Source organism: Luteibacter mycovicinus (genome assembly GCF_000745235.1).
Classification (GTDB): Bacteria; Pseudomonadota; Gammaproteobacteria; order Xanthomonadales; family Rhodanobacteraceae; genus Luteibacter; species Luteibacter mycovicinus.
In genome coordinates this window covers 1,900,636-1,921,169 of sequence record NZ_JQNL01000001.1, presented here as the reverse complement: position 1 = coordinate 1,921,169, position 20,534 = coordinate 1,900,636, and the positions used below count along the sequence as shown (strand labels likewise).

Annotated in this window: 22 protein-coding genes; 14 read left to right on the top strand and 8 right to left on the bottom strand. The window is 62.3% G+C overall.

Annotated elements, in window-relative coordinates; translation table 11 throughout:
* Positions 1–253 precede the first annotated feature (253 nt).
* The 3 genes from FA85_RS08625 to FA85_RS22710 are packed head-to-tail and all read left to right on the top strand — an operon-like array spanning position 254 to position 2,716.
* Positions 254–1,474 (top strand): PfkB family carbohydrate kinase, encoded by a 1,221-nt coding sequence (locus tag FA85_RS08625; protein WP_036109627.1) that lies wholly within the window; start codon positions 254–256, stop codon positions 1,472–1,474.
* A complete protein-coding gene (locus tag FA85_RS08620; RefSeq protein WP_036109633.1) occupies positions 1,471–2,094 on the top strand; it encodes a 7-cyano-7-deazaguanine synthase in 624 nt (207 codons plus the stop codon). The genes FA85_RS08625 and FA85_RS08620 overlap by 4 nt, the downstream gene beginning before the upstream one ends.
* Positions 1,991–2,716, top strand: a complete 726-nt coding sequence (locus tag FA85_RS22710) for a nitroreductase family protein (RefSeq protein ID WP_428977041.1) — start codon at positions 1,991–1,993, stop codon at positions 2,714–2,716. Before FA85_RS08620 ends, FA85_RS22710 begins: the two co-directional genes overlap by 104 nt.
* Here FA85_RS22710 and FA85_RS08615 read toward each other — a convergent pair.
* On the bottom strand, positions 2,657–3,502 hold the full coding sequence (locus FA85_RS08615; RefSeq protein WP_036109636.1) for an 8-oxoguanine DNA glycosylase: 846 nt from the start codon (positions 3,500–3,502) through the stop codon (positions 2,657–2,659). The genes FA85_RS22710 and FA85_RS08615 overlap by 60 nt on opposite strands.
* A complete protein-coding gene (locus tag FA85_RS08610; protein ID WP_036109640.1) occupies positions 3,493–4,179 on the bottom strand; it encodes a DNA adenine methylase in 687 nt (228 codons plus the stop codon). The genes FA85_RS08615 and FA85_RS08610 overlap by 10 nt, the downstream gene beginning before the upstream one ends.
* 422 nt (positions 4,180–4,601) lie before the next feature.
* On the opposite strand from FA85_RS08610, the gene FA85_RS08605 reads away from it, so the two are divergent.
* Together FA85_RS08605 and FA85_RS08600 are read left to right on the top strand one after the other, a co-directional pair.
* Positions 4,602–5,168, top strand: a complete 567-nt coding sequence (locus FA85_RS08605; protein ID WP_036109642.1) for an ImmA/IrrE family metallo-endopeptidase — start codon at positions 4,602–4,604, stop codon at positions 5,166–5,168.
* A complete protein-coding gene (locus FA85_RS08600) occupies positions 5,161–6,366 on the top strand; it encodes a hypothetical protein (protein ID WP_156108672.1) in 1,206 nt (401 codons plus the stop codon). Before FA85_RS08605 ends, FA85_RS08600 begins: the two co-directional genes overlap by 8 nt.
* On the opposite strand, the gene FA85_RS08595 is transcribed toward FA85_RS08600, so the two are convergent.
* Positions 6,363–7,109, bottom strand: coding sequence for a hypothetical protein (locus FA85_RS08595; protein ID WP_036109647.1), 747 nt, complete (start codon positions 7,107–7,109; stop codon positions 6,363–6,365). The genes FA85_RS08600 and FA85_RS08595 overlap by 4 nt on opposite strands.
* A gap of 215 nt (positions 7,110–7,324) precedes the next feature.
* Here FA85_RS08595 and FA85_RS20855 point away from each other — a divergent pair, with 215 nt between their 5' ends.
* Positions 7,325–7,939, top strand: a complete 615-nt coding sequence (locus FA85_RS20855) for a hypothetical protein (protein WP_051943220.1) — start codon at positions 7,325–7,327, stop codon at positions 7,937–7,939.
* A gap of 461 nt (positions 7,940–8,400) precedes the next feature.
* On the opposite strand, the gene FA85_RS22705 is transcribed toward FA85_RS20855, so the two are convergent.
* Positions 8,401–8,601 carry a plasmid partitioning protein RepB C-terminal domain-containing protein gene (locus FA85_RS22705; RefSeq protein WP_081907322.1) on the bottom strand — a complete coding sequence of 67 codons (201 nt, stop codon included), beginning with the start codon at positions 8,599–8,601 and terminating at the stop codon, positions 8,401–8,403.
* A gap of 241 nt (positions 8,602–8,842) precedes the next feature.
* On the opposite strand from FA85_RS22705, the gene FA85_RS08580 reads away from it, so the two are divergent.
* From FA85_RS08580 to FA85_RS08565, 4 genes are read left to right on the top strand one after another with little or no spacing between them, the layout of a single operon-like run.
* Positions 8,843–9,334 carry a MarR family winged helix-turn-helix transcriptional regulator gene (locus tag FA85_RS08580; protein WP_036109649.1) on the top strand — a complete coding sequence of 164 codons (492 nt, stop codon included), beginning with the start codon at positions 8,843–8,845 and terminating at the stop codon, positions 9,332–9,334.
* 12 nt (positions 9,335–9,346) lie between these two features.
* Positions 9,347–11,473 carry an FUSC family protein gene (locus FA85_RS08575; RefSeq protein WP_036109652.1) on the top strand — a complete coding sequence of 709 codons (2,127 nt, stop codon included), beginning with the start codon at positions 9,347–9,349 and terminating at the stop codon, positions 11,471–11,473.
* The gene (locus FA85_RS08570) at positions 11,463–11,660 is read left to right on the top strand and encodes a DUF1656 domain-containing protein (protein WP_036109654.1); all 198 of its coding nucleotides are present in this window, start codon (positions 11,463–11,465) and stop codon (positions 11,658–11,660) included. Before FA85_RS08575 ends, FA85_RS08570 begins: the two co-directional genes overlap by 11 nt.
* Positions 11,661–11,671: 11 nt before the next feature.
* Positions 11,672–12,691 (top strand): HlyD family secretion protein, encoded by a 1,020-nt coding sequence (locus FA85_RS08565; RefSeq protein ID WP_036109656.1) that lies wholly within the window; start codon positions 11,672–11,674, stop codon positions 12,689–12,691.
* A gap of 13 nt (positions 12,692–12,704) precedes the next feature.
* Here the strand turns inward: FA85_RS08565 and FA85_RS08560 are convergent, their stop codons facing one another.
* Together FA85_RS08560 and FA85_RS08555 are read right to left on the bottom strand one after the other, a co-directional pair.
* Complete coding sequence (locus FA85_RS08560; RefSeq protein ID WP_036109659.1) at positions 12,705–13,301, bottom strand: GNAT family N-acetyltransferase; 597 nt, start codon at positions 13,299–13,301, stop codon at positions 12,705–12,707.
* 9 nt (positions 13,302–13,310) lie between these two features.
* Entirely contained in the window at positions 13,311–13,517 is a 207-nt protein-coding gene (locus FA85_RS08555) for a YdcH family protein (protein WP_036109662.1), read from the bottom strand.
* Positions 13,518–13,619: 102 nt separating this feature from the next.
* On the opposite strand from FA85_RS08555, the gene ttcA reads away from it, so the two are divergent.
* From ttcA to FA85_RS08535, 4 genes are all read left to right on the top strand, one after another.
* Complete coding sequence (gene ttcA, locus FA85_RS08550) at positions 13,620–14,492, top strand: tRNA 2-thiocytidine(32) synthetase TtcA (RefSeq protein ID WP_036109665.1); 873 nt, start codon at positions 13,620–13,622, stop codon at positions 14,490–14,492.
* A 34-nt stretch (positions 14,493–14,526) separates the two neighbouring features.
* The gene (locus tag FA85_RS08545) at positions 14,527–15,714 is read left to right on the top strand and encodes an amino acid aminotransferase (protein WP_036109668.1); all 1,188 of its coding nucleotides are present in this window, start codon (positions 14,527–14,529) and stop codon (positions 15,712–15,714) included.
* Positions 15,715–15,790: 76 nt separating this feature from the next.
* Positions 15,791–16,699 (top strand): recombination-associated protein RdgC, encoded by a 909-nt coding sequence (locus tag FA85_RS08540; RefSeq protein ID WP_036109671.1) that lies wholly within the window; start codon positions 15,791–15,793, stop codon positions 16,697–16,699.
* 72 nt (positions 16,700–16,771) lie between these two features.
* On the top strand, positions 16,772–17,539 hold the full coding sequence (locus FA85_RS08535; RefSeq protein WP_036109673.1) for a M48 family metallopeptidase: 768 nt from the start codon (positions 16,772–16,774) through the stop codon (positions 17,537–17,539).
* A gap of 32 nt (positions 17,540–17,571) precedes the next feature.
* Here FA85_RS08535 and FA85_RS08530 read toward each other — a convergent pair whose 3' ends face one another.
* Together FA85_RS08530 and FA85_RS08525 are read right to left on the bottom strand one after the other, a co-directional pair.
* Positions 17,572–18,570 (bottom strand): alpha/beta fold hydrolase, encoded by a 999-nt coding sequence (locus FA85_RS08530; protein WP_239739751.1) that lies wholly within the window; start codon positions 18,568–18,570, stop codon positions 17,572–17,574.
* Between the two features lie 100 nt (positions 18,571–18,670).
* Entirely contained in the window at positions 18,671–20,521 is a 1,851-nt protein-coding gene (locus FA85_RS08525; protein WP_036109676.1) for a M1 family metallopeptidase, read from the bottom strand.
* Positions 20,522–20,534: the final 13 nt, after the last annotated feature.

The window sequence follows — 20,534 nt, the reverse complement described above, 5'->3', positions numbered from 1 at the left end:
TCCACACGCAACTCAGTTCGCCAATCGCGACAGTTGTTAAGACGTTGGGTAAAGGAGACGTGCTCCAGGTGGAGCTCGAGGCGGGCCCGATAACGACGTTAGTGGTGGTGAAACACCACGGCGTTACAGCGGGAGGGCTCGCGTCAGCCCGGATCGTCCGACTGATTGAATGCATCAACGCAGGAACGCGGTACAGGGCCACCGTAGTCGATGCGGTGGGCGGGCAGGTGCGGCTTAAAGTCGAGGCAGTCCGATGATAACGGTGATCGGCGGTGTCTATCGCGAAGTGGTCGTACGTGAACAATGGGATGAGTATTTTGGTTCGGCCGGCCGTGCTGCCGAGGCGATTACCAAGCTCGGAAGCGAAGTGGAGCTGTCTACTTACCTGGACGCGGATGCGAAGGTTTCGATAGCAAATCGAAACCGGGATCAGCGCTACCGCATTTCATTCCAGGAGGTAGAGCGCGTCCCACGCTTCAACTATATCCATGGCTTGGGCCAGCCTTCCATTGTGGCGGCCTCGGGCCGCCATCCGACTTTACAGGTGAAAGCGGATAGGGCCGTGATCTTTGGCATGCTCGCTGGCAATGCCGAAGTAGATGCGGATTACGTCGTCTACGACCCGCAGAACGTGGATGGGCCGCAAGGATTCATGCACAGCGGGTCGCGGGCAAATCACTTGGCCCTCATCCTCAATCGCTACGAGGCGGCGATGATTATGGATATGGACCCACTGGCGCCGGCCGAAGATCTCGCTCGGGCGATCGCCGAGCGAGAAGCTGCCGAGGTGGTCGTCCTTAAGGGCGGACCCTACGGCGCCGTTGTCCTGCATAACGGCGAGTTGGACATGGTTTCCTCGTACCAGACGTCATCTGTCTTCAAGGTCGGATCGGGAGATGTCTTCGTTGCCGTGTTCGCGCAAGGCTGGCTAGAGGAAGGCCTTACGCCAGTGGCGGCTGCGGACCGTGCTTCGCGCGCTACAGCCTTCTACGTGGAGAATCGATATCCGCCGACGGCGGAAGACCTTGCGAACTTTAAGCCCGAGCCGGTAAAGGTAAGTGAGCGAGGCAAATCCGATGATGCCAGGTACCTTGCCAAGGTCTATCTGGCGGGCCCATTTTTTACGATGGGGCAACTTTGGGTAATCGAGGAGGCGCGTCGCTCGCTCGCATCGATGGATATTCAGGTCTTGTCTCCGTATCACTTGGTCGGTCCAGGGCCCGCAGACGAGGTTGTCGCAGAGGATCTGCGTTATCTCGACGAGAGCGACCTGGTGCTTGCGATCGGGGACGGCATGGATGCCGGAACCATTTTCGAGGTGGGATACGCGAAGGCACGTGGTAAGCCCGTTATTTTCTACGCCGAGAACGAGGTCGGCGAGGACATAAAAATGCTCGAGGGATCGAACTGCCAGATGGTGAAAGACTTTCCGACAGCGATCTATAAAACGGTCTGGGAGGCCATGGCGCTATGACTGCAGGGCTGCTTCTATCGGGCGGTATGGACTCCGCGGCGCTGGCGTGGTGGAAGCGGCCGGATGTTGCTTTCACGATTGATTATGGGCAGCTTGCGGCGCAAGCAGAGCTGCGTGCCTCTGCGGCGATATGCGAGTCGCTGAGCATACCGCACGTACCGATTCAGGTGGACTGCCGCGCCCTCGGGTCGGGCGACATGGCCGGTGATTTGCCTGATGCGCACGCGCCATGCACCGATTGGTGGCCCTACCGCAACCAGCTTCTCATAACCTTGGCAGGCATGCGCGCGATCTCGCTGGGTGTAGACACGCTAATGATCGGAACGGTCGCAAGCGACGGTACCCATGCCGACGGTCGTATCGAGTTCTTCGAAAATCTAGATGCGTTGATGGCCTGCCAAGAGGGCGGGCTGCGCGTGACAGCGCCGGCGATCGAGCTCACGACGGTCAACCTGATCCGGGCTGGTGGCATTCCGGCATCCTTACTGGCTTGGGCGCATAGCTGCCACAAGGCCAATGTGGCCTGCGGCCAGTGTCGGGGCTGCAATAAATACTTTGAGGTCTACCATGAGCTCGGATACGACCTGGCTGCCACTGGGTACGCCGCGGCCGCGGGGTGAGGTCCAACGGTATCTCGAGCACCCGTGGCGGCACGCAAAAGAGCTGAAGCTACCAGTGCCGGATGGCCACGATCAGGTCATGAGCCTGTTTGCCGGTCGGCGCTCCGCGCGATGTTTTGATGCACCTACACTGGGCAGCTTGTCCGCTCTCTTGTGGTCTACGTGCGCCTGTCAGGAGAGTGCCGAAACGAGCCTTGGCTTCGCGATCGAACGGCGTGGGGCGCCATCGGCGGGTGCCATCCATCCCGTGCATGTTCTCTTGTGTGACCCGGCCGAGTCCCGCGTGAGTCGTTACAACGGGAAACGGCACGCATTGCAGCTGCTCGATGTGGCGTGGCCTCACGACCTCATTGAGAGTTGTCGTTCTGTTGTGCCTTCTGACACGGCATGGATCGTTCTCTTTGTGGCGGAATTCGGGAAAACAGCCGCAAAGTACGAAGATGCATTCAGCCTAATTTTGCGAGACGCGGGTGTGCTTCAGGGCGTGATGGCGGTTGCGGCAGAGGCATTGGATATGAGCTTCTGTCTTTTAGGCCTTACCGGCGACCCTTGGGTCTCGTCGTTATCCGAGGAAGGAAAGTTGCGAGGTGTTGGCGCGGCGCTTTTGGGATCGCGAGCCTGACGGCATGGCGCCTGCGCTTCGAAGGTCGGACGGCAACCTGTCCACCAGCGACTGAACGGCGCGCGGCGCGGACATCATGACGTACCAGATTACGGCGTCCAGTTCCGAGGCTCGCACGCCCATGCCTTGGCTAAAATCGAGGAACAACCGTTCCATGTCGATGTAGTCGCGCTCGACTGCCATATGGGGTGAGAATACCCCGGCGAAGATGCCGGCGCGCAGAATGTGGATATCCAGGATTGCTATGTCATCCGCATCAAGCCAATTGCGCGCGACCCACGAGGCTGTCTTGTGACCGACACCCGGGCATTTTAGGAGCCAGTTGCGTAGCGCGCGGCCGGTGGATGTCGGAACTCCGCCCTCGTCGAGACACTTAAGGCTCTTCGCCAGATAAGCGGCCTTTTGCTTTGCGAACCGATACCGCACGGTACGCCCTTCGACTAGGAGGGATTCCGACAACCATTCAGCCAGCGTCGACTCGTCTGGGGTGGCGTCGGCGAACGCGCCTCGGCTGCGGAGATGTTCGAAGGCGGCGATTCCAACCTTTGCAGGGATGCCGTGACCTCCGAGCAGGCACGCGCCCAGTTCTTCGCGTAACGTGCTTCCGAGCTTGTAGCGTACGGGTGTGGACTCGAGGCGGCGTGCTACCACTTGATACGCCCAGTACGCTGGCGTGGGAAAGGCGTACACTTCACCCCACCTGACGCCCGCCATGACCTCGGCGTCAGCGTCCGGAAGCTCAATATTTACCGAGAGCATACCCAGATCAACCGAAGCTAGCTGCATAGCGCCTCCCGGAACTCCTCCGTAAACGCCTCGGACATCCATCGGATCAGAGCGGCTCGCTCGGTATCCGTCAGGCCTTCGACGCGCCGCTTTAGCGCATGTCCCCGCCGCTTAATAGTCTGTCGCTGGCGAAAATCAGCGCCCAAGTAGCGCGAGTCGTGCAGCGCTGTTGGTGGAGGAAAATTCATCCACACGGTCTCTTCCCGCAATCCTGTATGGGTCTTCGCCATGAAGGAATGGGTCCTCCAGTCACCGAGCATGCTCTCGTAAAGCCCGTTGGTATACCCCGAGATCATCACCATGCAGGGCAAGGTGGCAAGGACCCTCAGGAGCCGCCGATGATCGTCCTCATCGTATTCGTGACGGTATACCGAGCCGCCGCTGCGAGTTGACCGCATGTACGGAGGGTCGCAGTACACCAGCTCGCCGCCGGTATATGAATACCCACTTAGATAGATCAACGCATCGCCCTGTACGAGCTCCACATTGGATTCGGCGTCCGCTCTCCATCGGGCAACTACGCTTTCGTCCAGTTCGATCGCGATATTACGCTTGGCGGGAAGCTTGTGGCGAAGGACAGCGCCGCCGCCCAGGTGCGACTCGATATACGTGTGGTGCCGGGGCATCAGATTGATCAGATGCTGATAGCACTTGCCTTTGCCGCCAGGGTATCTCATGGCCGGATCATCGTCAGAATCGGCGATGGTGTCAACGACAGCGGCTATCGCGGACCTTTGTAAGTTGGTTCCGTCGCGGCGCCCAAGGGATGCCCCAGGATGGGAGGGTGGAGACCAGTCTCCTCCTGGCTTGGTTGCCCTCCGCGTCCGGGCGTGAGGGCGGCCTTGTCGATGGGTGCTGCATATGGAGGAATGCAAGAAATGTATTGCAATCATGGGATTGCATGCTTTTTAATGGACCGGTAGCCACGCCTCATGCGGTAAGTGGCTCAAGAAACGGCATTAACCTGCCGAAACGGCCTATATACGGCGCCATAAAATGCGCTATGAATCCGTTTAGCTATGGCGTAAAAGTGCGTGCTGACAGCTGATATAATTTTCGGCCGAACAGCTACGTTCGATAAGTCCGCAGGAGATCGCAAATGAGTGCACTCCCAAATGCTGCCGTCCCACCGGCTGATGCTGAGGCGCCCGTCGCCTTGGGCTGGTCGCGCGCCGACGTTTCCGCTGTAGCCGAGGAGCTGGCCAAACAGTGGGGTTATCGCGCCGGCGAAGCGCTGGAGCCGCTGGTAGCTCGGTTGGGCGGGACGATCGGCTTTATAGATCTAAGTGAGAATGAGTCTAATTACGGCGCTATCGTCGTGGAGTCTGACGGTTCGTTCGTCATCTCGTTGCCGCAAGATAGTGGCCCGCTGCGTGACCGTTTTACGATCGCACACGAGCTGGGTCACTACGCACTTCATTTCTTCTATCAGCGCGACATCAACCGTCGGCCGATCGAGCGTCTGCGCGCTAACCGCTTCGGATCCGATAAAGCGGAGTGGGAGGCCAACTGGTTTGCCGCAGCGTTCCTGATGCCTGGCAACGCTTTCCGGGAGGCCTGGAAAACGTTCAACCACGACCTTCTGGCTATTGCGGACAAGTTCAAGGTCTCGCAGTCAGCGGCCAGCGTGCGCGCGCAGTCTCTCAATCTGGTTCCACGTGTCTGACGAGAGCGCTGCGCCATCGCCTCGGGAAAAACTAGCCTCTTTGCGGCAGACACTTCAGCCGCAGCTGAGGCTTTTTCTTAGCGCCGACATAGTTGGCTCCACGGCATTCAAGCAAGGCAGTATTGACGGCCGCGTCTGGTTCAATGTGGTGCTCAGGTTCTATCAGATCGCTGAGGCCTCCTTCATGCGCCAGTGGCGCGTGCGCGAGCGTTCCATCGTCGTTGGTTCTCGGGAAGCCCTCTATGGCGAGGCTCCTACGCTGTGGAAGACCATCGGCGATGAGGTTACCTTCTCCAAGCGCCTGACCCACCCCGCGCAAGCCTTGATGACGCTGCACGCTTGGATCGCTGCCCTATCGGACGTGCGCAAGCACCTCCTCAAGTCTGGGTTGGACGTGAAATGTTGTGCGTGGCTGGCGGATTTCCCGCTTCGCAACAGGGAAGTAGCGCTGCGCGTGGCACTCCCGGACGCAGACGAGGGCATGGACGACGACTACCTGAACTGGTGGAACGAGAAGCAACTTCAGGCCCTCTACAAGGATCCGAACGGAAAGCTGCTCGACTATGTCGGCCCGTCGATTGATACTGGTTTTCGTCTAGGGGCGCTGGCCTCACCACGGCGACTCGCCATCTCGCTCGAGCTTGCCTACATGCTTGCCGGCGAATGCATGCGCCTCAAAAAGGATCCGATCTACAAGAAGGACGGCTTCGAAGTCGCGCCGGTTATCTTCCGCTATGACCACATGATGGCGCTGAAGGGCGTCTTGGGCGGAGCACCGTATCCAGCTATTTGGATGGATGTTCTCCCGGATGATCCGCTTAACGTCGCTGAGAACGATCTTCTGGACGTCAAAGCTGCTCCGCCGGACAAACTGCAGTCGTTCGCCAGTGCCTACATGGCGGCTCATCCGAAAAAGCTGTGCTCGATGTTCATGAACTCCTCGCTTGAGCTCTTGCCTGAGTACGCCAATATCGATGACGAGGACTTGGCTGCGCTGTTTACTAGCCAGGCGAGCCTTGATAAGTTGGATCGGGATCTCGCGGACGAAGCCGAAAGCAACGCGCAATCCGAGACCGCGACGGCCGACCTGACTGAGGCAGCGCCTGCTGCGTATGACCAAAACCATCGTCGGTTCTACGAGCTCCTTCGCGCACAGATGCACAAAAGCGCGCACGGCGCCGCGACTGTGAACCGCTAAGCGGTAATCAGCATCAAACCGCAGATGACAATGATCACTACGGATAGCCCAATGGCTACCCGGTGCCCAGTTTCACCTCGTTTGATGAGTGCCCATTCGGGCTCAATAACCAAATTACCCAACATAGTGGCTTTATGAATGCAATCTTCGATTAGTGCGTACGTCGCGCCTTCGCCGACCATTGCGTAATCGCCAAGCAAGATGGCGCGAAGTTCTACCAAGGTACTGCCCAATTCAGCCGACGCCGCCGTTGCCTTCGGATTGTCTCGAAAGATCGAGACCGGCGATTGCAGTCGATGCAGGCGGCGATAATAAGGTGATGCTGAAGCCGGTTTGGTCAAGAGCTTCCAGGCCTTCCGATCTGACTGAGGCGCACGTAGTTGCCCATTCTGAATGTCATAGATAGGCAAAAGGGCGAGCGTGCTTTCCGAAAAATTCAGATGGAGCAGCGTCATCTGGAAGGCGTGCCGATAGGTCGCCCAGTGTTCAGTCAGTTCCTTCTCGAGTGCTTCGCGATCGGTATCGCTAATCAATCCGTTGGTAGCATGCGTTCGGCGAATCTTGATGCGACCCGCAATGACGTGAGCCGATGCCAGGCAGTCGCACAGGGCATCGCGGAAACCGGAGATCCAATCTCGTCGGACGTCGGCGATTTTGCTCTCCTTATCAGCCACCAGCTTCGCGGTGGCGAGCGCGGAACCGACAAGTACGCCGGCAAGCGCCACTGCATCTTTCAGTTCCATAAACTTCCCTGTGCGTGTGCCTTGATGATGCTGCCAATAGGTACCGGTGGCAACCGCTACCGGCGGCGCCAAGCCTACGATTTCCCGGGGAGCCTGGCTACCATACGACTCGCGGGCTAGGACAATCGGATGGTCATCGAATCGTCAATTCCCGCGCATCCTCCGTGTTTCGGCATGGCGCCGGGCGCACGACCCCACCCCTGATGGACCGTTCCATGAAGCCGATCGCCGATTGCGTTGATTACCCAGTGCAATGCCCGGACACCGACTACCACCGGTTTGATAGCGTCTGCAACGAAGAACTCAAGCATCCAGTGGCGGTTGAAGCAATCATCAACATTAGCGAGTACTGCGCTCGCATCCATATCGATGACATTCTGTCGGATGCTAAGCTTGGGCTGCCCGGATTGAGCGCGTACCTTCCAAAGAGCGTTGGCAAAGCCATGGGCATCTATCACCTGTGGAGGGAGGCTGACCACTGTAGTACGCACGAGACGTACCTGATGGAGTGTCTTTACGTAGGAAAGGGGTATGCAGATGCGCGTATCAAGGACCACATCACGACCAAGGATTTCGCCCCGAATCGTCCGCTGTTTGTGACCTATTATCCGTGCCGGAATCGTCTCGCCAAATACCTTGAGCAGCTGTTCCTAGATACGTACAAATTTCCGATCAATGGTGCAGAGAATACCGGCGAAGGCACACTCTACGCGCGCTGGGACGAGGATCGATTCTTGTTGGGAACGAATCTGAACGATATCGCGAGTACGTACACGTCGAAGCAGACCCGAAAGCTAGCGGACCTACTAGGCGACACCAGCGAGAATTGACCGAACGCCGTAGCGTGGAGATTGGACGTGCCGGTTGGATGCAACATCCAGCCGGCGTCTCCTATAGGTCTTCCTTACGCGCCGGGCGGCGGGAAGGCCTGTTATTTGGATATATCACCATGAAGCGTAGCAGTGGATGGTCCTTCATCGTAAATTTTTAGACTGACGATAGACCCCTGACTGGCCGCTCTAGGTCCGTTGAACAGCGACATATTCCTACTTTCCACTGGGGTGCAGTTATGCTGGGATGGTCAATAACGGTTCGAATTGCGTCAGCCACTTCGCCAAGTGTCCCTTGATAATTGTCAGGTGGAGGACGTCCGGCCCGCACGAGTCTTCCACTGCAGAGGTCTGTACCTAGAGGGCCGCGACCTCCCGCTCCATCCGGGCCATGGATTCGGCCGTGCCTGAGACGGTCGGCGTCTTAGGCTCACTGCAACAAGGGGCGTCGGGGTCGCCGCTTAAATGGCGTTGGCAAACTGGAGTGTGCAATTCCGGTTGCCCGGCATAAGCTCGGCTGGCTCGATTTGGCTAACTGCCTTCATCTGGCGCAGGACCGAGAACACCTTGGCCGGACAGGGCGAGTCGGCCAGCAGTCCCGACGCTTCCTCACAGATGCCGTTCAACAACCGGAACCGCTGCCGGACGGTGTCTTCCGAAATCCGAGGTGACCGGTATTGGGCTAGGCGCGCCTAGCTGCCTGCGAAATGCCCCTGTTAAAGCTCAAAAAGGTGTTCACTGCGCGTCTTAAGGCTAATTGGCGCCTTCAAGGGTAAAGCGGTGGGTTTGAAGGCTGGCGACAACCTGCTCGCTTGCACCGCAATTTCTTCCGGATAAATTACACCTATTGATAATACAGAACTGAACTATATACTTATGGGGTAACCGAAGACGGGACATCCCATGAGCGATTTCGCCCCCACCGAAGCACGCCTCGACGTCACCCGCGCGAAGTATCCGGCGTTTCCGCGGGAGCCGGCCGTGCTCGTTCGCCTCATCAAGCACATCTACAAGGAAGTGCACGACGAGGCCAACGCCGTGACGAAGCCGTTCGGGCTGAACCATCCCGAATACAACATCCTGATGATGCTCTACGGTTCGCCGGACAGCGCGATGAACCCGTCGCAGCTGGCAGAGGCCGCCGGGGAGAAGTCGGCCAACATCACCCGGCTGACGACCCAGCTCTGCGACAAGGGCTATATCGTGCGGACCGGCAGCGACGAGGATCGCCGCAAGGTCACCCTGACCCTGACGCCCGAGGGCCTCGAACTGATCGAGAGCTTCCTGCCGGATATCGTCACGCTGCTTCATCGGCAGACCCGTAATCTGCAGCCATCGGAACAGGCGCTGCTGGAAGGCCTGCTGAAGAAGATGCTGGCTGGATTCGGGGAGTAACCAGGGCGCGCCATGTCTGCCACCGGACTACAAAACGCCACCCCCGACACCCGCCAGATCGTCGTCGAGACGCTGCGCGAGGAGGTCAACGTCTGGCTGTTCGTGGTCAAGACGCTGATCGCCTTTTTCCTGACGGGCTGGCTCGCCATGCGACTCGACCTGCCGGCGCCTTCGACAGCGATGCTGACCACGGTCATCGTCGCCAACCGCCAGTCGGGCATGGTGCTGGCCAAGAGCTTCTATCGTGCGATCGGTACCCTCGCCGGTGCCACGGCGGCGATCGCCATCGTGGCCGCCTTCCCGCAGGAGCGCGACCTCTTCCTTCTCGCGCTGTCGCTGTGGATCGGCGTCTGCGCCGGCGGTGCCACGCTGTACCGTAACTTCAAGTCGTACGCGTTCGTACTGGGCGGTTACACGGCGGCCATCGTCGCCATTCCCGTCATCGACAATCCGCCCGGCGTCTTCGACTCTTCGTGGGCTCGCATCAGCGAGGTGCTGCTGGGCCTGATGGTCAGTGGCTTGGTCAATGACATCGTTTTCCCGAGTCGCATGCGTGACGTCCTGCGTCGCGCGGCCCGCGAGCAGTTCGCGAGCTTCGTCGGCTTCGTCCGCGACAGCACGGGGGGAAGCATCGCGCGTGACACCATGGAGAAAGCGCACCTGCGCTTCGTGCGCGCCGCCGTGACGCTCGAAGACCTGCGCAGCTCGGTGATTTTCGAGGACGCCGAAGCGCGTGCGCGCAGCAATCACCTGCGTCTTTTCAACCAGCGCTTCATGGCCGCGTCGACCAGCTTCCAGTCGCTGCATCACCTGATCAACCGGCTGAAGCGCGCGCAGCGCGATCTCGCCGCGGATACGCTCATCCGGCTTTACGCGCCCATCGGTGAGGCACTCGATGCGCCGATCGAGGCCGGCGCCGCCGCCCGTGTCCTGCTGCCCAGGCTGGTGTCGGCGCGTGACACGATGCGCGCATCGGTTCCGGGCCTGCGCGCGTCCTTGTCCGACTCGCAGGACGTGCGTGACTTCGACACGGGCGCCTCGCTGCTGACCCGCTTCGTCGATGAGCTGCACGGTTACGTCGACGCCGCGGCGTCCCTGCAGACGCCGCGGGTGATCGCCGGCTCCGCCGAGCGCGTGCGCTTCGATCGCGGCAACGACTTCCTCGGTGCGGGCCTTGCCACGTTTCGCACGACGCTGACGATGCTCGTGCTCGGTGCGTTCTGGATCTACAGCGCATGGCCGCTGGGCTCGAGCGCGATGCTGCTGGCGACGGTCTTCGCGGGCCTCTTCGCCACGATTCCCAATCCGACGCGCGTGACCTGGCAGGTCATGCTCGGCTATCTGTCGGGAATGGCGGTCGGATTTATCTGCGAGTTTCTCCTGCTGACCCAGGTCGACGGGTATGGGCTGCTCGTCGTGTGCGTCGCACCTTTCCTGGCCCTCGGGCTGGTCATGATGATGACGCAGCGTCTCGCGTTCTATGGACTCGGCTGGGCGATGGGCTTCGCCTACATCCTCTCGCTGAAGAACGTGCAGGTTTACGATCCCGCTCACTTCATCAATGACGCCATCGCCCAGGTCGTGGGACTTGGCGCCGCCGCCGTCTCGTTCGTCGTGATTCCGCCAGCCATCGGCAGCGCGTGGCTGCGCCGGCGCCAGCTGGCCCGTCTGCGCGGGCAGGTCGCGCTTGCCGCCGAAGCGCCGCTGCCGGGCCTTCGCCATCGGTTCGAAAGCGTCAACTACGATCTGGTCAGCCAGGTCGTCGCGCAGACCCAGCCGGGCAGTGCGGACTCGCGGTCCCTGATCGCCTGGGCCCTCGCGGTCCACGAGACCGGGCGCGCGCTGATCGAACTCCGTCACGACATGGCGCGCGGGGATGTGCCGCCGACGCTTCGTCCTTATCTCGACGACGCCTTGCGCACGCTGGCGCGCTTCTACGAGAAGCCCGATGCGGCCGGCTACCTGCTGGCGCGCGACGCCGTCGCGACCGCCATCGCCAGCGTGGGTGAGCATGAGGGTGTCGCTCATCTGCTCGAACACCTCCATCTCGTCCGCATGGCGCTGCTCGATGGCGAATCCGTCCTCGCCGCCTATATGCCAGACGCCCCGCTCACCAAGGACATCGCTCATGCCTCGTGAAATCGCACTCGGCGACGCGCTCGTTCCCGGCCTGCTCGTCTTCTTCGTCCTGGCGCTGCTGCTGTTGTGGCTGCTGGACGGTATTGCGGGTCGCCTGGGGTTGTACCGGCTCGTGTGGCACCCGCCGCTGTTTCGTCTCGCTGTCTTCGTCTGTGTCTTCGGCGCCTTCGCGCTGTTCATGTTCTGAGTGGAACCCTCATGAAACTCGCCAGCATCATTCGTTTCGCCGTTACCGCGGTCGTCGTGGTCATCGCCGCCTTCGTCGGACATGCCATGTGGAAGCACTACATGTATTCGCCATGGACGCGTGACGGGCGCGTGCGGGCGGAGATCGTCCGTATCGCTCCCGACGTCGCCGGACTGGTGACGGACGTCAAGGTCATCGACAACCAGACGGTGAAGAAGGGCGACCTGCTCTTCGTCGTCGACAAGGCGCGCTACCTCAACGCTGTCGCGCAGGCCGAGGCCAACCTCAATGCCGCCGAGGCGGCGGCGCGCGCCGCGGGGGCGAGCATCAACGCGGCCCAGGCTGGCGCGTTGCAGAGCCGCTCCAATTTCGAGATGTACGAGGCGCAGTCCGAGCGCCGCCAGAAACTGATCAACAACGTGATCTCGGCGGAAGACAAGGCTAACGCCATGGCCGCCGCCAATGCCGCGAAGGCAGGCTGGCAGCAGGCGCAGGCCAGCACGAAGCAGGCCAGTGCGGCGCAGCAGCAGTCACTGGCCGCCGTTGCGCAGGCTCAGGTCGAACTCGCTTCCGCGCAGCTCAATCTCGACCGCACGGAGGTGCGCGCGCCGGTGGATGGCTTCGTCACCAATCTCGACGTCCGCGTCGGCGACTACGCCAGTGCCGGCACGGCCCGCCTCGCCCTGATCGACAGCCATTCCTACTGGATCTACGGCTACTTCGAAGAAACCAAGTTGCCGGGCCTGCGCATCGGCGATCCGGTGGATATCCGCCTGATGAGCGGTGGTGCGCGCCTGAAAGGCACCGTGGAGAGCATCGCCCGCGGCATCACCGACGCCGACAACCCGACCGGAAGCGACCTGCTGGCCGATGTGAATCCGACCTTCAACTGGGTGCGCCTGGCGCAACGCGTGCCGGTCCGGGTGCGGATCGACAGCGACCACCTGCCGGCGGGCGTGGTGTTGTCGGCGGGCATGACGGCGACGCTGATCGTGCGGCCGTCGCACCCGGAGGCGGTGGCGGCGCGCTGAGCGCCGCGGTCCCTCAGGCCTGCGGCGGAGCCAGCCGCGCGAGCCGCAACTGCAGCCACTTGTCCACATCCGGCCACTCGGTGGCGAGGATGCTGTAGCAGACGGTGTCACGCAGCGATCCGTCGGGACGACGCTTATGGGCCCGAAGCACGCCCTCACGCCTGGCCCCCAGCTTCTCGATAGCTCGCTGGGAATCCTGGTTGTAGGCATCCGTGTGGAATTCGACGGCCACGGCGCCGACGTTCTGGAAGGCGTTGGACAGCAAAAGGTGCTTGCTTGCCGTGTTCACATGGCTGCGCTGCCAGCGCCGGGCGTACCAGGTGTAGCCGATGGCCAGCCGGGACGGATCGTTCACGATGTCGTAGTAGCGCGTGCTGCCGACGATCTCGCCGGAGGCATTCTCGCGGATCGCCCAGGGAGACATCCGGCCCTCTTCCTGGCCGCGCAGCGCCGCTTCGACGTAGTCGGTCATCCGGCCCGGGGCGGGCACCGAGGTGAACCAGAGCTTCCAGAGGTCACCGTCCGCCGCCGCGCGCTCCAGCGGCTCGATGTGGGCCAGTTGCAGCGGCTCGAGGCTGACGTAGGGGTTTTCCAGGCGAACGGGGTCCATCGGCGTCCTTCAGGCGTCCAGATCCGGGATGAGCCGGCTTTCGATACGGGAAATGGTGTCCTTCAGCAGCAACTTACGCTTTTTCAGGCGGGTCAGCTGGAGCTCGTCGCGGCTGATGGCGGCGGCCAGATGGTCGATGGCGGCGTCGAGGTCGCGATGCTCGACCTTCAGTTCGGCGAGGCGCTGCTGGAGCTCGTGAGGATCCTGGACCTGCATGGCGTTGGGCCGGGCGAGGAGGGGAGCGACGATTGTAACCCCGGGCGCGGGGTCCCGCAGCGGCTACAATAGGGGGCCGTCCCCTCCGAATACCGCCTGAGCATGTCCGCCACGCCCGACGCCACACGCAAGCAGAGCTACGAAGCCGGCAAGCTGGCCAAACGCCTGCGTCGCCAGGTCGGCCAGGCGATCGCCGACTTCGGCATGATCGAGGACGGCGACCGCATCATGGTCTGCCTCTCCGGCGGCAAGGACTCCTACACGATGCTGGACATGCTGCTGTCGCTGCAGGCGAAGGCACCCGTCCGGTTCGAACTGATCGCGGTCAATCTCGACCAGAAGCAGCCGGATTTTCCCGCGCACGTGCTGCCGGAGTACCTGACAGGGCGGGGCGTGCCGTTCCACGTCATCGAGCAGGACACGTACAGCGTCGTCACCCGTGTGATTCCGCAGGGGAAGACCATGTGCAGCCTCTGCTCGCGCATGCGGCGGGGAGCGCTGTACCAGTGGGCGTCGGACAACGGGATCACCAAGATCGCTCTCGGTCACCATCGCGACGACATCCTGGGGACGTTCTTCCTGAACATGTTCTACCAGGGCAGCCTCAAGGCCATGCCGCCGAAGCTGCTCTCGGACGACGGTCGCCATGTCGTCATTCGCCCGCTTGCGTACTGCCGCGAGGATGACATCGAGACTTACGCCGAGGCCCGCGCGTTTCCCATCATTCCCTGCAACCTGTGCGGTTCGCAGGAGAACATGCAGCGTAAGGTGGTCAAACGCATGCTGCAGGAATGGGAGAAGTCCCATCCCGGCCGCAGCGAAACGATTTTCCGGGCGATGGGCAATATCGCGCCCTCACAGCTGACGGACCGTAGCCTGTTCGACTTCGCGGCGCTGGGCGCACGCGAAGGCGCGGCGCGCGCCGACGCACATGCCTGGCTGACCGGCGGCGACGCCGGTGACGATAACGACTGATCATTTCCTCTACCCGCTTCAAGGCCTGCCGACCATGACTCTCTTCTCTTCCGTCGAACTCGCACCGCGCGATCCGATCCTCGGCCTCAACGAAGCGTTCGGCGCAGACACCCGCACCGACAAGGTCAACCTTGGCGTTGGCGTGTACTACGACGCCAACGGCCATGTGCCGCTCCTGCGCGCCGTGCGTGAGGCCGAAAAAGCCCGCCTCGAGGCGCAGCTGCCGCGCGGTTACCTGCCCATCGACGGCATCGCCCTCTACGACAGCGCCGTACAGAACCTTCTGTTCGGTGCCGCATCCCCGCTGCTTGCCGATCGCCGCGTCGTCACGGCCCAGGCTTTGGGCGGCACCGGCGCTCTGAAAGTCGGCGCCGACTTCCTCAAGCGCCTGAACCCGTCGGTGCCCGTGGCCATCAGCAACCCCAGCTGGGAAAACCACCGCGCGCTGTTCGAAGGAGCGGGCTTCGAGGTCGTCGACTACCCGTATTACGACGCCGCGACGCACGGTGTCGACGTCGACGCCATGCTCGGCGGCCTCGCGAAGCTGCCCAGGGGCGCGATCGTCGTCCTGCATGCCTGCTGCCACAACCCGACCGGTGTGGACCTCGTCGAGGCGGACTGGGTGCGCGTGATCGAGGCCGTGCGCAAGCACGACCTCGTGCCGTTCCTCGACATCGCCTATCAGGGCTTCGGCGACGGTATCGAAGCCGACGCCATCGCGGTGCGCCTCTTTGCCGATGCCGGCCTGCCGTTCTTCGTCGCGAGCTCGTTTTCGAAGTCGTTCTCGCTGTACGGCGAACGCGTGGGTGCCTTGTCCATCGTGACCGGTTCGCATGACGAAGCCGTTCGCGTGCAGTCGCAGCTCAAGCGCGTCATCCGCACCAACTATTCCAACCCCCCGACCCACGGTGCCGCCGTCGTCTCGGCGGTGCTCAACCACGCCGAGCTGCGCGCGCAGTGGGAAACCGAGCTGGGCGAGATGCGCGATCGCATCCGCGCCATGCGTCGTGGTCTGGTCGAGCGACTGGCGAAGCACGGCGACTTCGGCTTCATCGAAGCACAGCGCGGCATGTTCTCCTATTCCGGTCTTTCGTCGGCGCAGGTCGATCGCCTGCGCACCGAGTTCGGCATCTACGCCGTCGGTACCGGCCGTATCTGCGTCGCCGCGCTCAACGACGGCAATCTGGACCGCGTCGCTTCCGCGATCGCCCAGGTCGTCTGACCGTCATTCCGCGCTCCTACGCCGGCGGCGCCTCGCGCCCGCCGCGGTCCCTCATTCGCAAGAGAATCGCCGATCCATGTTCTATCGCAACCTGACACTGTTCCGTTTCTCCGAGCCGGTCGCCGCCGACCTCCAGCGCCTCGACGAGGTGCTGCCCGAGCATCGCCTTCGTTCCGTGGGTCCGATGGAAATGTCGACGCGCGGCTTTATCTCCCCGCTCGGCCGCAAGGAAGAAGCACTGACCCATTCCGTCGCCAGCAACACGATGGTCACCGTCGCCGGCGAAGACAAGCTCCTGCCGACGTCCGTGGTGAACGACGAACTGGCCAACCGCGTGCAGAAGATCGTCGACGAAGAGGGCCGCAAGGTCAGCGGTCGCGAGCGTAAGCGCATGAAAGACGACGTCATGAACGAGCTGCTGCCGCGCGCCTTCGTGCGTACGTCGCGTATGTCCGCTTATGCCGACAAGAAGCACGGCTGGCTGGTCATGGACACATCCAGTCGCAAGTCGGCTGAGAACACGCTCAGCCAGATCCGTGAGGCGCTGGGCAGCTTTCCGGCCGTGCCGCTGGCGCCGGAGGAATCGCCGCGCATCCTCATGACTCACTGGGTGGCTACCGGAGAATTGCCGGCGGGTCTGGCGCTCGGCGACGAATGCGAACTGCGCGACCCGGCCACCGCCTCCGGCGCCATCGCGCGGTGCCGCCGACAGGATCTCGACACCGATGAGATCCGTGAGCATCTGCGTACGGGTAAGCAGGTGTTTCAGCTCGGCCTGGTCTTCGACGACCGCATCTCATTCGTGCTCGGTGAAGACCTGATTCTGCGTAAGATCAAGTTCACGGATGTGGTGTTGGACGAGCAGGGCGACAGCCCTGAATCGGCTGCCGCGGAGATGGACGCGAATTTCGCCCTGATGGCAGGCGAGTACGCGCGACTCCTCGGCAAGCTGGAACAATGGTTCAAGTTGCCGCGCCCCGAGTGATTCAGGCGCTGCGTCGCAGGAATTGATATGGGTTGGTGGGATGTTCGTCGGGATCGAAAAGAGACTCGCGACATGGCATCGGAAGAAAGTGAGTGGCTGGAGCTGTCGACGCCGACCGGAGGCACGATTCGCGTGCTCAAGTCGGCGCACCCGCGCGCGCGTCGGCTGCGCCTGACCGTCACCCCCAAGGGTGCCCGCCTCACCTATCCCAACGGTACGCACACGGCGCAGATGACGGCCTTTCTCCGTCATCATGCCGACTGGCTCGAGCAGAAGCTTGGCGAGTTTCACCTCGATGCCGAGCCGCTTCCGCGCCTGAAAGTCGGTGTGCCGACGACGTTCCCGTTCCGCGGCGAAGAAATCGCGCTTGACTGGGCCGAGGGTCCCTATCCCCGCGTGGATCAGACGGCGGACGGCCTCACCCTTGTCATTCCACGTCCGCACACGCGGGCGTTGCTCGTGGCTCGCGGTCTGCTTGCCACCCACTTCGAAGCACAGATCCGAAAGGACGTCTCGCGCTGGCTGCCGGCCTATATCCCGATGATCAACGCGTCGCCCACCGCCTTGAAGATCCGCCCGTTGAAAAGTCTCTGGGGCAGTCTGGATACGCGCGATCGCATCAATCTGGATCTCGCCCTCGCGCTGGCGCCACCCGCGGCCCTACGCTATGTGCTCGTCCATGAATTGTGTCATCTGAAGGTGCGCAATCACTCACCGCGCTTCTGGCACTGGGTCGAAGGCATTTTCCCGGACTGGAAGGAACAGCGGAACTGGCTCCGCGCGCATGGCAGCGGATTGAAGATGCAGCTGGACCGGTTGGTGGCCGACGTCGCGGACTGAATCGCCAGGCTCGCTGGCGATGACAAGCCACCTCAATGCGCCAGCGCGAAACCCGTGATGACCCGCGCCGTCTCATCGGGTTTTTCGAGCATCGGCATGTGCCCGCAACCATTCATGATCGTCACGCTGATGGCTGGCGAGCTCTTCAGACCGTTGCGCAGCGTATCCAGTGCGGAGACGTCGATGATCTTGTCGTCCCGGCACCACATGCCGAGCACCGGCATGGGCAATGTGCCGATGACGGGATCGAGCGCGTAGGCCTGCGCGGGGTCTTTCAGCTGGGCGAACGTACGTGCGATGAACTCGTGGTCCTTCGCGTTACGGTCCAGTATCGCGTCCTCGAGACGCCCCGGAATATGCGGTGGCTTGAGGAAAATCCGCGCGAGGAGGGCTTCGAGGTCGGCACGGTCCTTGAGCAGGAACGGATTCTTGCCGGCCTTCACGTCACGAACGAAGTCGTTGTCCTTGAAGGTCAGTCCGAGCGAACTCATCAGCACGAGGCTCGCGACCCGGTCCGGGTGTTCGCTTGCGTAGACACCGGCGATCGCGCCGCCCATCGACTGGCCAACCAGCAGGAAATGCTGCAGTCCCGTCGCCGCCGCGAACGCTTCGATACGTGCCGCCTGTGCGGGAATGCCGTAGTCGCCGTTGTCGCTGCGCGACGATTCGCCCCAGCCGGGCAGGTCCGGTGCGACGACATGGAAGTGATCGGTCAGGCCCTTGGCCATTTCCAGCCAGGTTTCCTTGTTGGCGGCGAAGCCGTGCAGCAGCACGATGGTGGGGCCGGTTCCCCCCTCGTAGTAAGACCAGGTCGTATCGCCCGCCACGACCTGCTTCTCCTCCATGTGTGCCGCCATCGCGAGACGCGCGGCGTCCGCCTTCAGCAACAGGGATGGCGCGAACAGGTAGACGCCTCCGGCCCCTACGCCCAGCACCGCCGCGACGACGATGAGGAACTTGAGTCGCCGCAGCAACAGGCGCTGCCAGAGGGGGCGCGACGTGGTGGTGGCCGGGATGGTGGTCTTTGCCATGAAATCGGAAGCCTGGAACGAAGGACGCCCCGCAAGATGCGGGGCGTGGGAGCAGGATGCAAGCCCCGCGGCCGCCGGAGCGGCGCGCAGGAACCTGCGGTCAGTTCTTTTTCGACGTCCCGGCGAGGATGCGCTCCACCGCCTGCTGCGTCATCGGGTGGTAGCCGCTCTTCGCCTTGGCGTAGGTTGCCTTCGCGTATGCGAGACCCTCCGGCGTCCGCGCGAACGCCCGATAGACCGGCGTCGTCAGGTACAGGCGGCCAATCCGGGTCATGTGTTCGGCCGCGGCGGTCCAGACGTCCTTGTCGCCGGCGGCGATCGCATGGGCATACCAGCGCATGCCGATTTCGGCATTGGGCGTACCGGTGAGATGCCAGGCGGCGTCCAGCTCCTTCATCTTCGCCAGCGGCGGCACGTCCGGCATTCGATCCAGGAAGTACATCCATTCCTGGGTATTCCAGGTTTTCGCCTCGAGCTTGTCCGCCGCCAGGGTACCGCCCAGGAAAGCATCCCGCTGTTTGTCGATGCCGTCGAAGCGCGCGGAGGTCGGCAGCGGTGCGTTCTTCGGAATGCCCGGCTGCCAGATCCACGCGCGTGCCTCGGCTTCGCTCATCTTGCCCGGGTACTTATCGAGCAGGTTGGCCTTCAGATACGCGAACATCGTGTCGGTGTCGATGCTCTGGAAAGCGAAGTGCGCGAAGTAGCCCTTCAGATAGGCATCGAAGGTGTCGCGGCCGAAACGCTGCTCCAGGGTACGGAGGAACCACGACCCCTTGTCGTAGGCCACCGAGGAAAGGGAGTCGTCCGCGCCGACGCCACGTGCGTCCGGCGTGAGCTTCTGGGTGTTGGCGGGCATGGCGCCGATCGTCTTTTCGAGTTCGCGAGCGGAAAGCAGGGCTTCCTCGTCGGCCTGCGACTTGCCGTAAACGGCCTCGGTGATGCGTCCCTGTACGTAGGTGGTGAAACCTTCGTTGAGCCAGATGTCGCGCCACGCGGCGCTGGTCACCAGGTTGCCCGACCACGAATGGGCCAGCTCATGCGACACCAGCGAGACGAGACTCTTGTCACCGACGAGCACCGTCGGCGTGGCGAAGGTCATGTTCGGGTTTTCCATGCCGCCGAAGGGGAAGGACGGCGGCAACACGAGGATGTCGTAGCGACCCCACGCATACGGCCCGTACAGCTTCTCCGTCGTGGCGATCAGTTTCTCGGTGTCTTCGAATTCGTGCGCGGCCTTGCCGACGATGCTGGGTTCGGCATAAACGGCGCTGCGTGGTCCGGTTTCCTTCACCGCGATGTCGCCCGCCGCGATGGCCAGCAGGTACGAGGGGATCGGATGCGGCTGGTCGAAACGGAAGTCGCCGTTCAGCGGGTGCTTCGCGTCGTTGATCGCGCTCATCACCACGCGGACGTCCTTCGGTGCGCTGATGTGCGCATCGTAGGTGAAGCGAATCGCGGGAGAGTCCTGCAGCGGTACCCAGGAACGGGCGTGGATGGACTCCGACTGCGAGAACATGAAGGGCTGCTTCTTGTCCGCCGTCTGCTCGGGCGTCAGCCACTGCAGGCCCGAGGCCTCCGGCACGGTCGTGTACGCGATACGCACGCTGGCGGGGTGCGCCGGTGCCTGGATCGTCAGCTTCGACCCTAGTTCCTTGTCGCGCGGTGCGAGGGCGAACTTCAGCGAAGAGGTCTTGCCGTTCGCATCGACGGCGTCGACGCTGGCGATCTTGAGGTCGCGCGTGTCGAGTACGAGATCCTTCGCCCTGGCATCTTTCCAGTCCAGATCGAGCGTGGCGTCGCCGGCCAGTTCGCGCTTGCCGAAGTCGAGCTTCAGGTCGAGATTCAGGTGGGTGACGCGGACGGCGTCAGGCTGGGCGTACGAGTGCGGGTCGGCCGCGAAAGCCACGACGGGAAACGTCATGGTCAGGGCAAGGACGGGAAGCAGGCGCATTGCGGGATTCCGG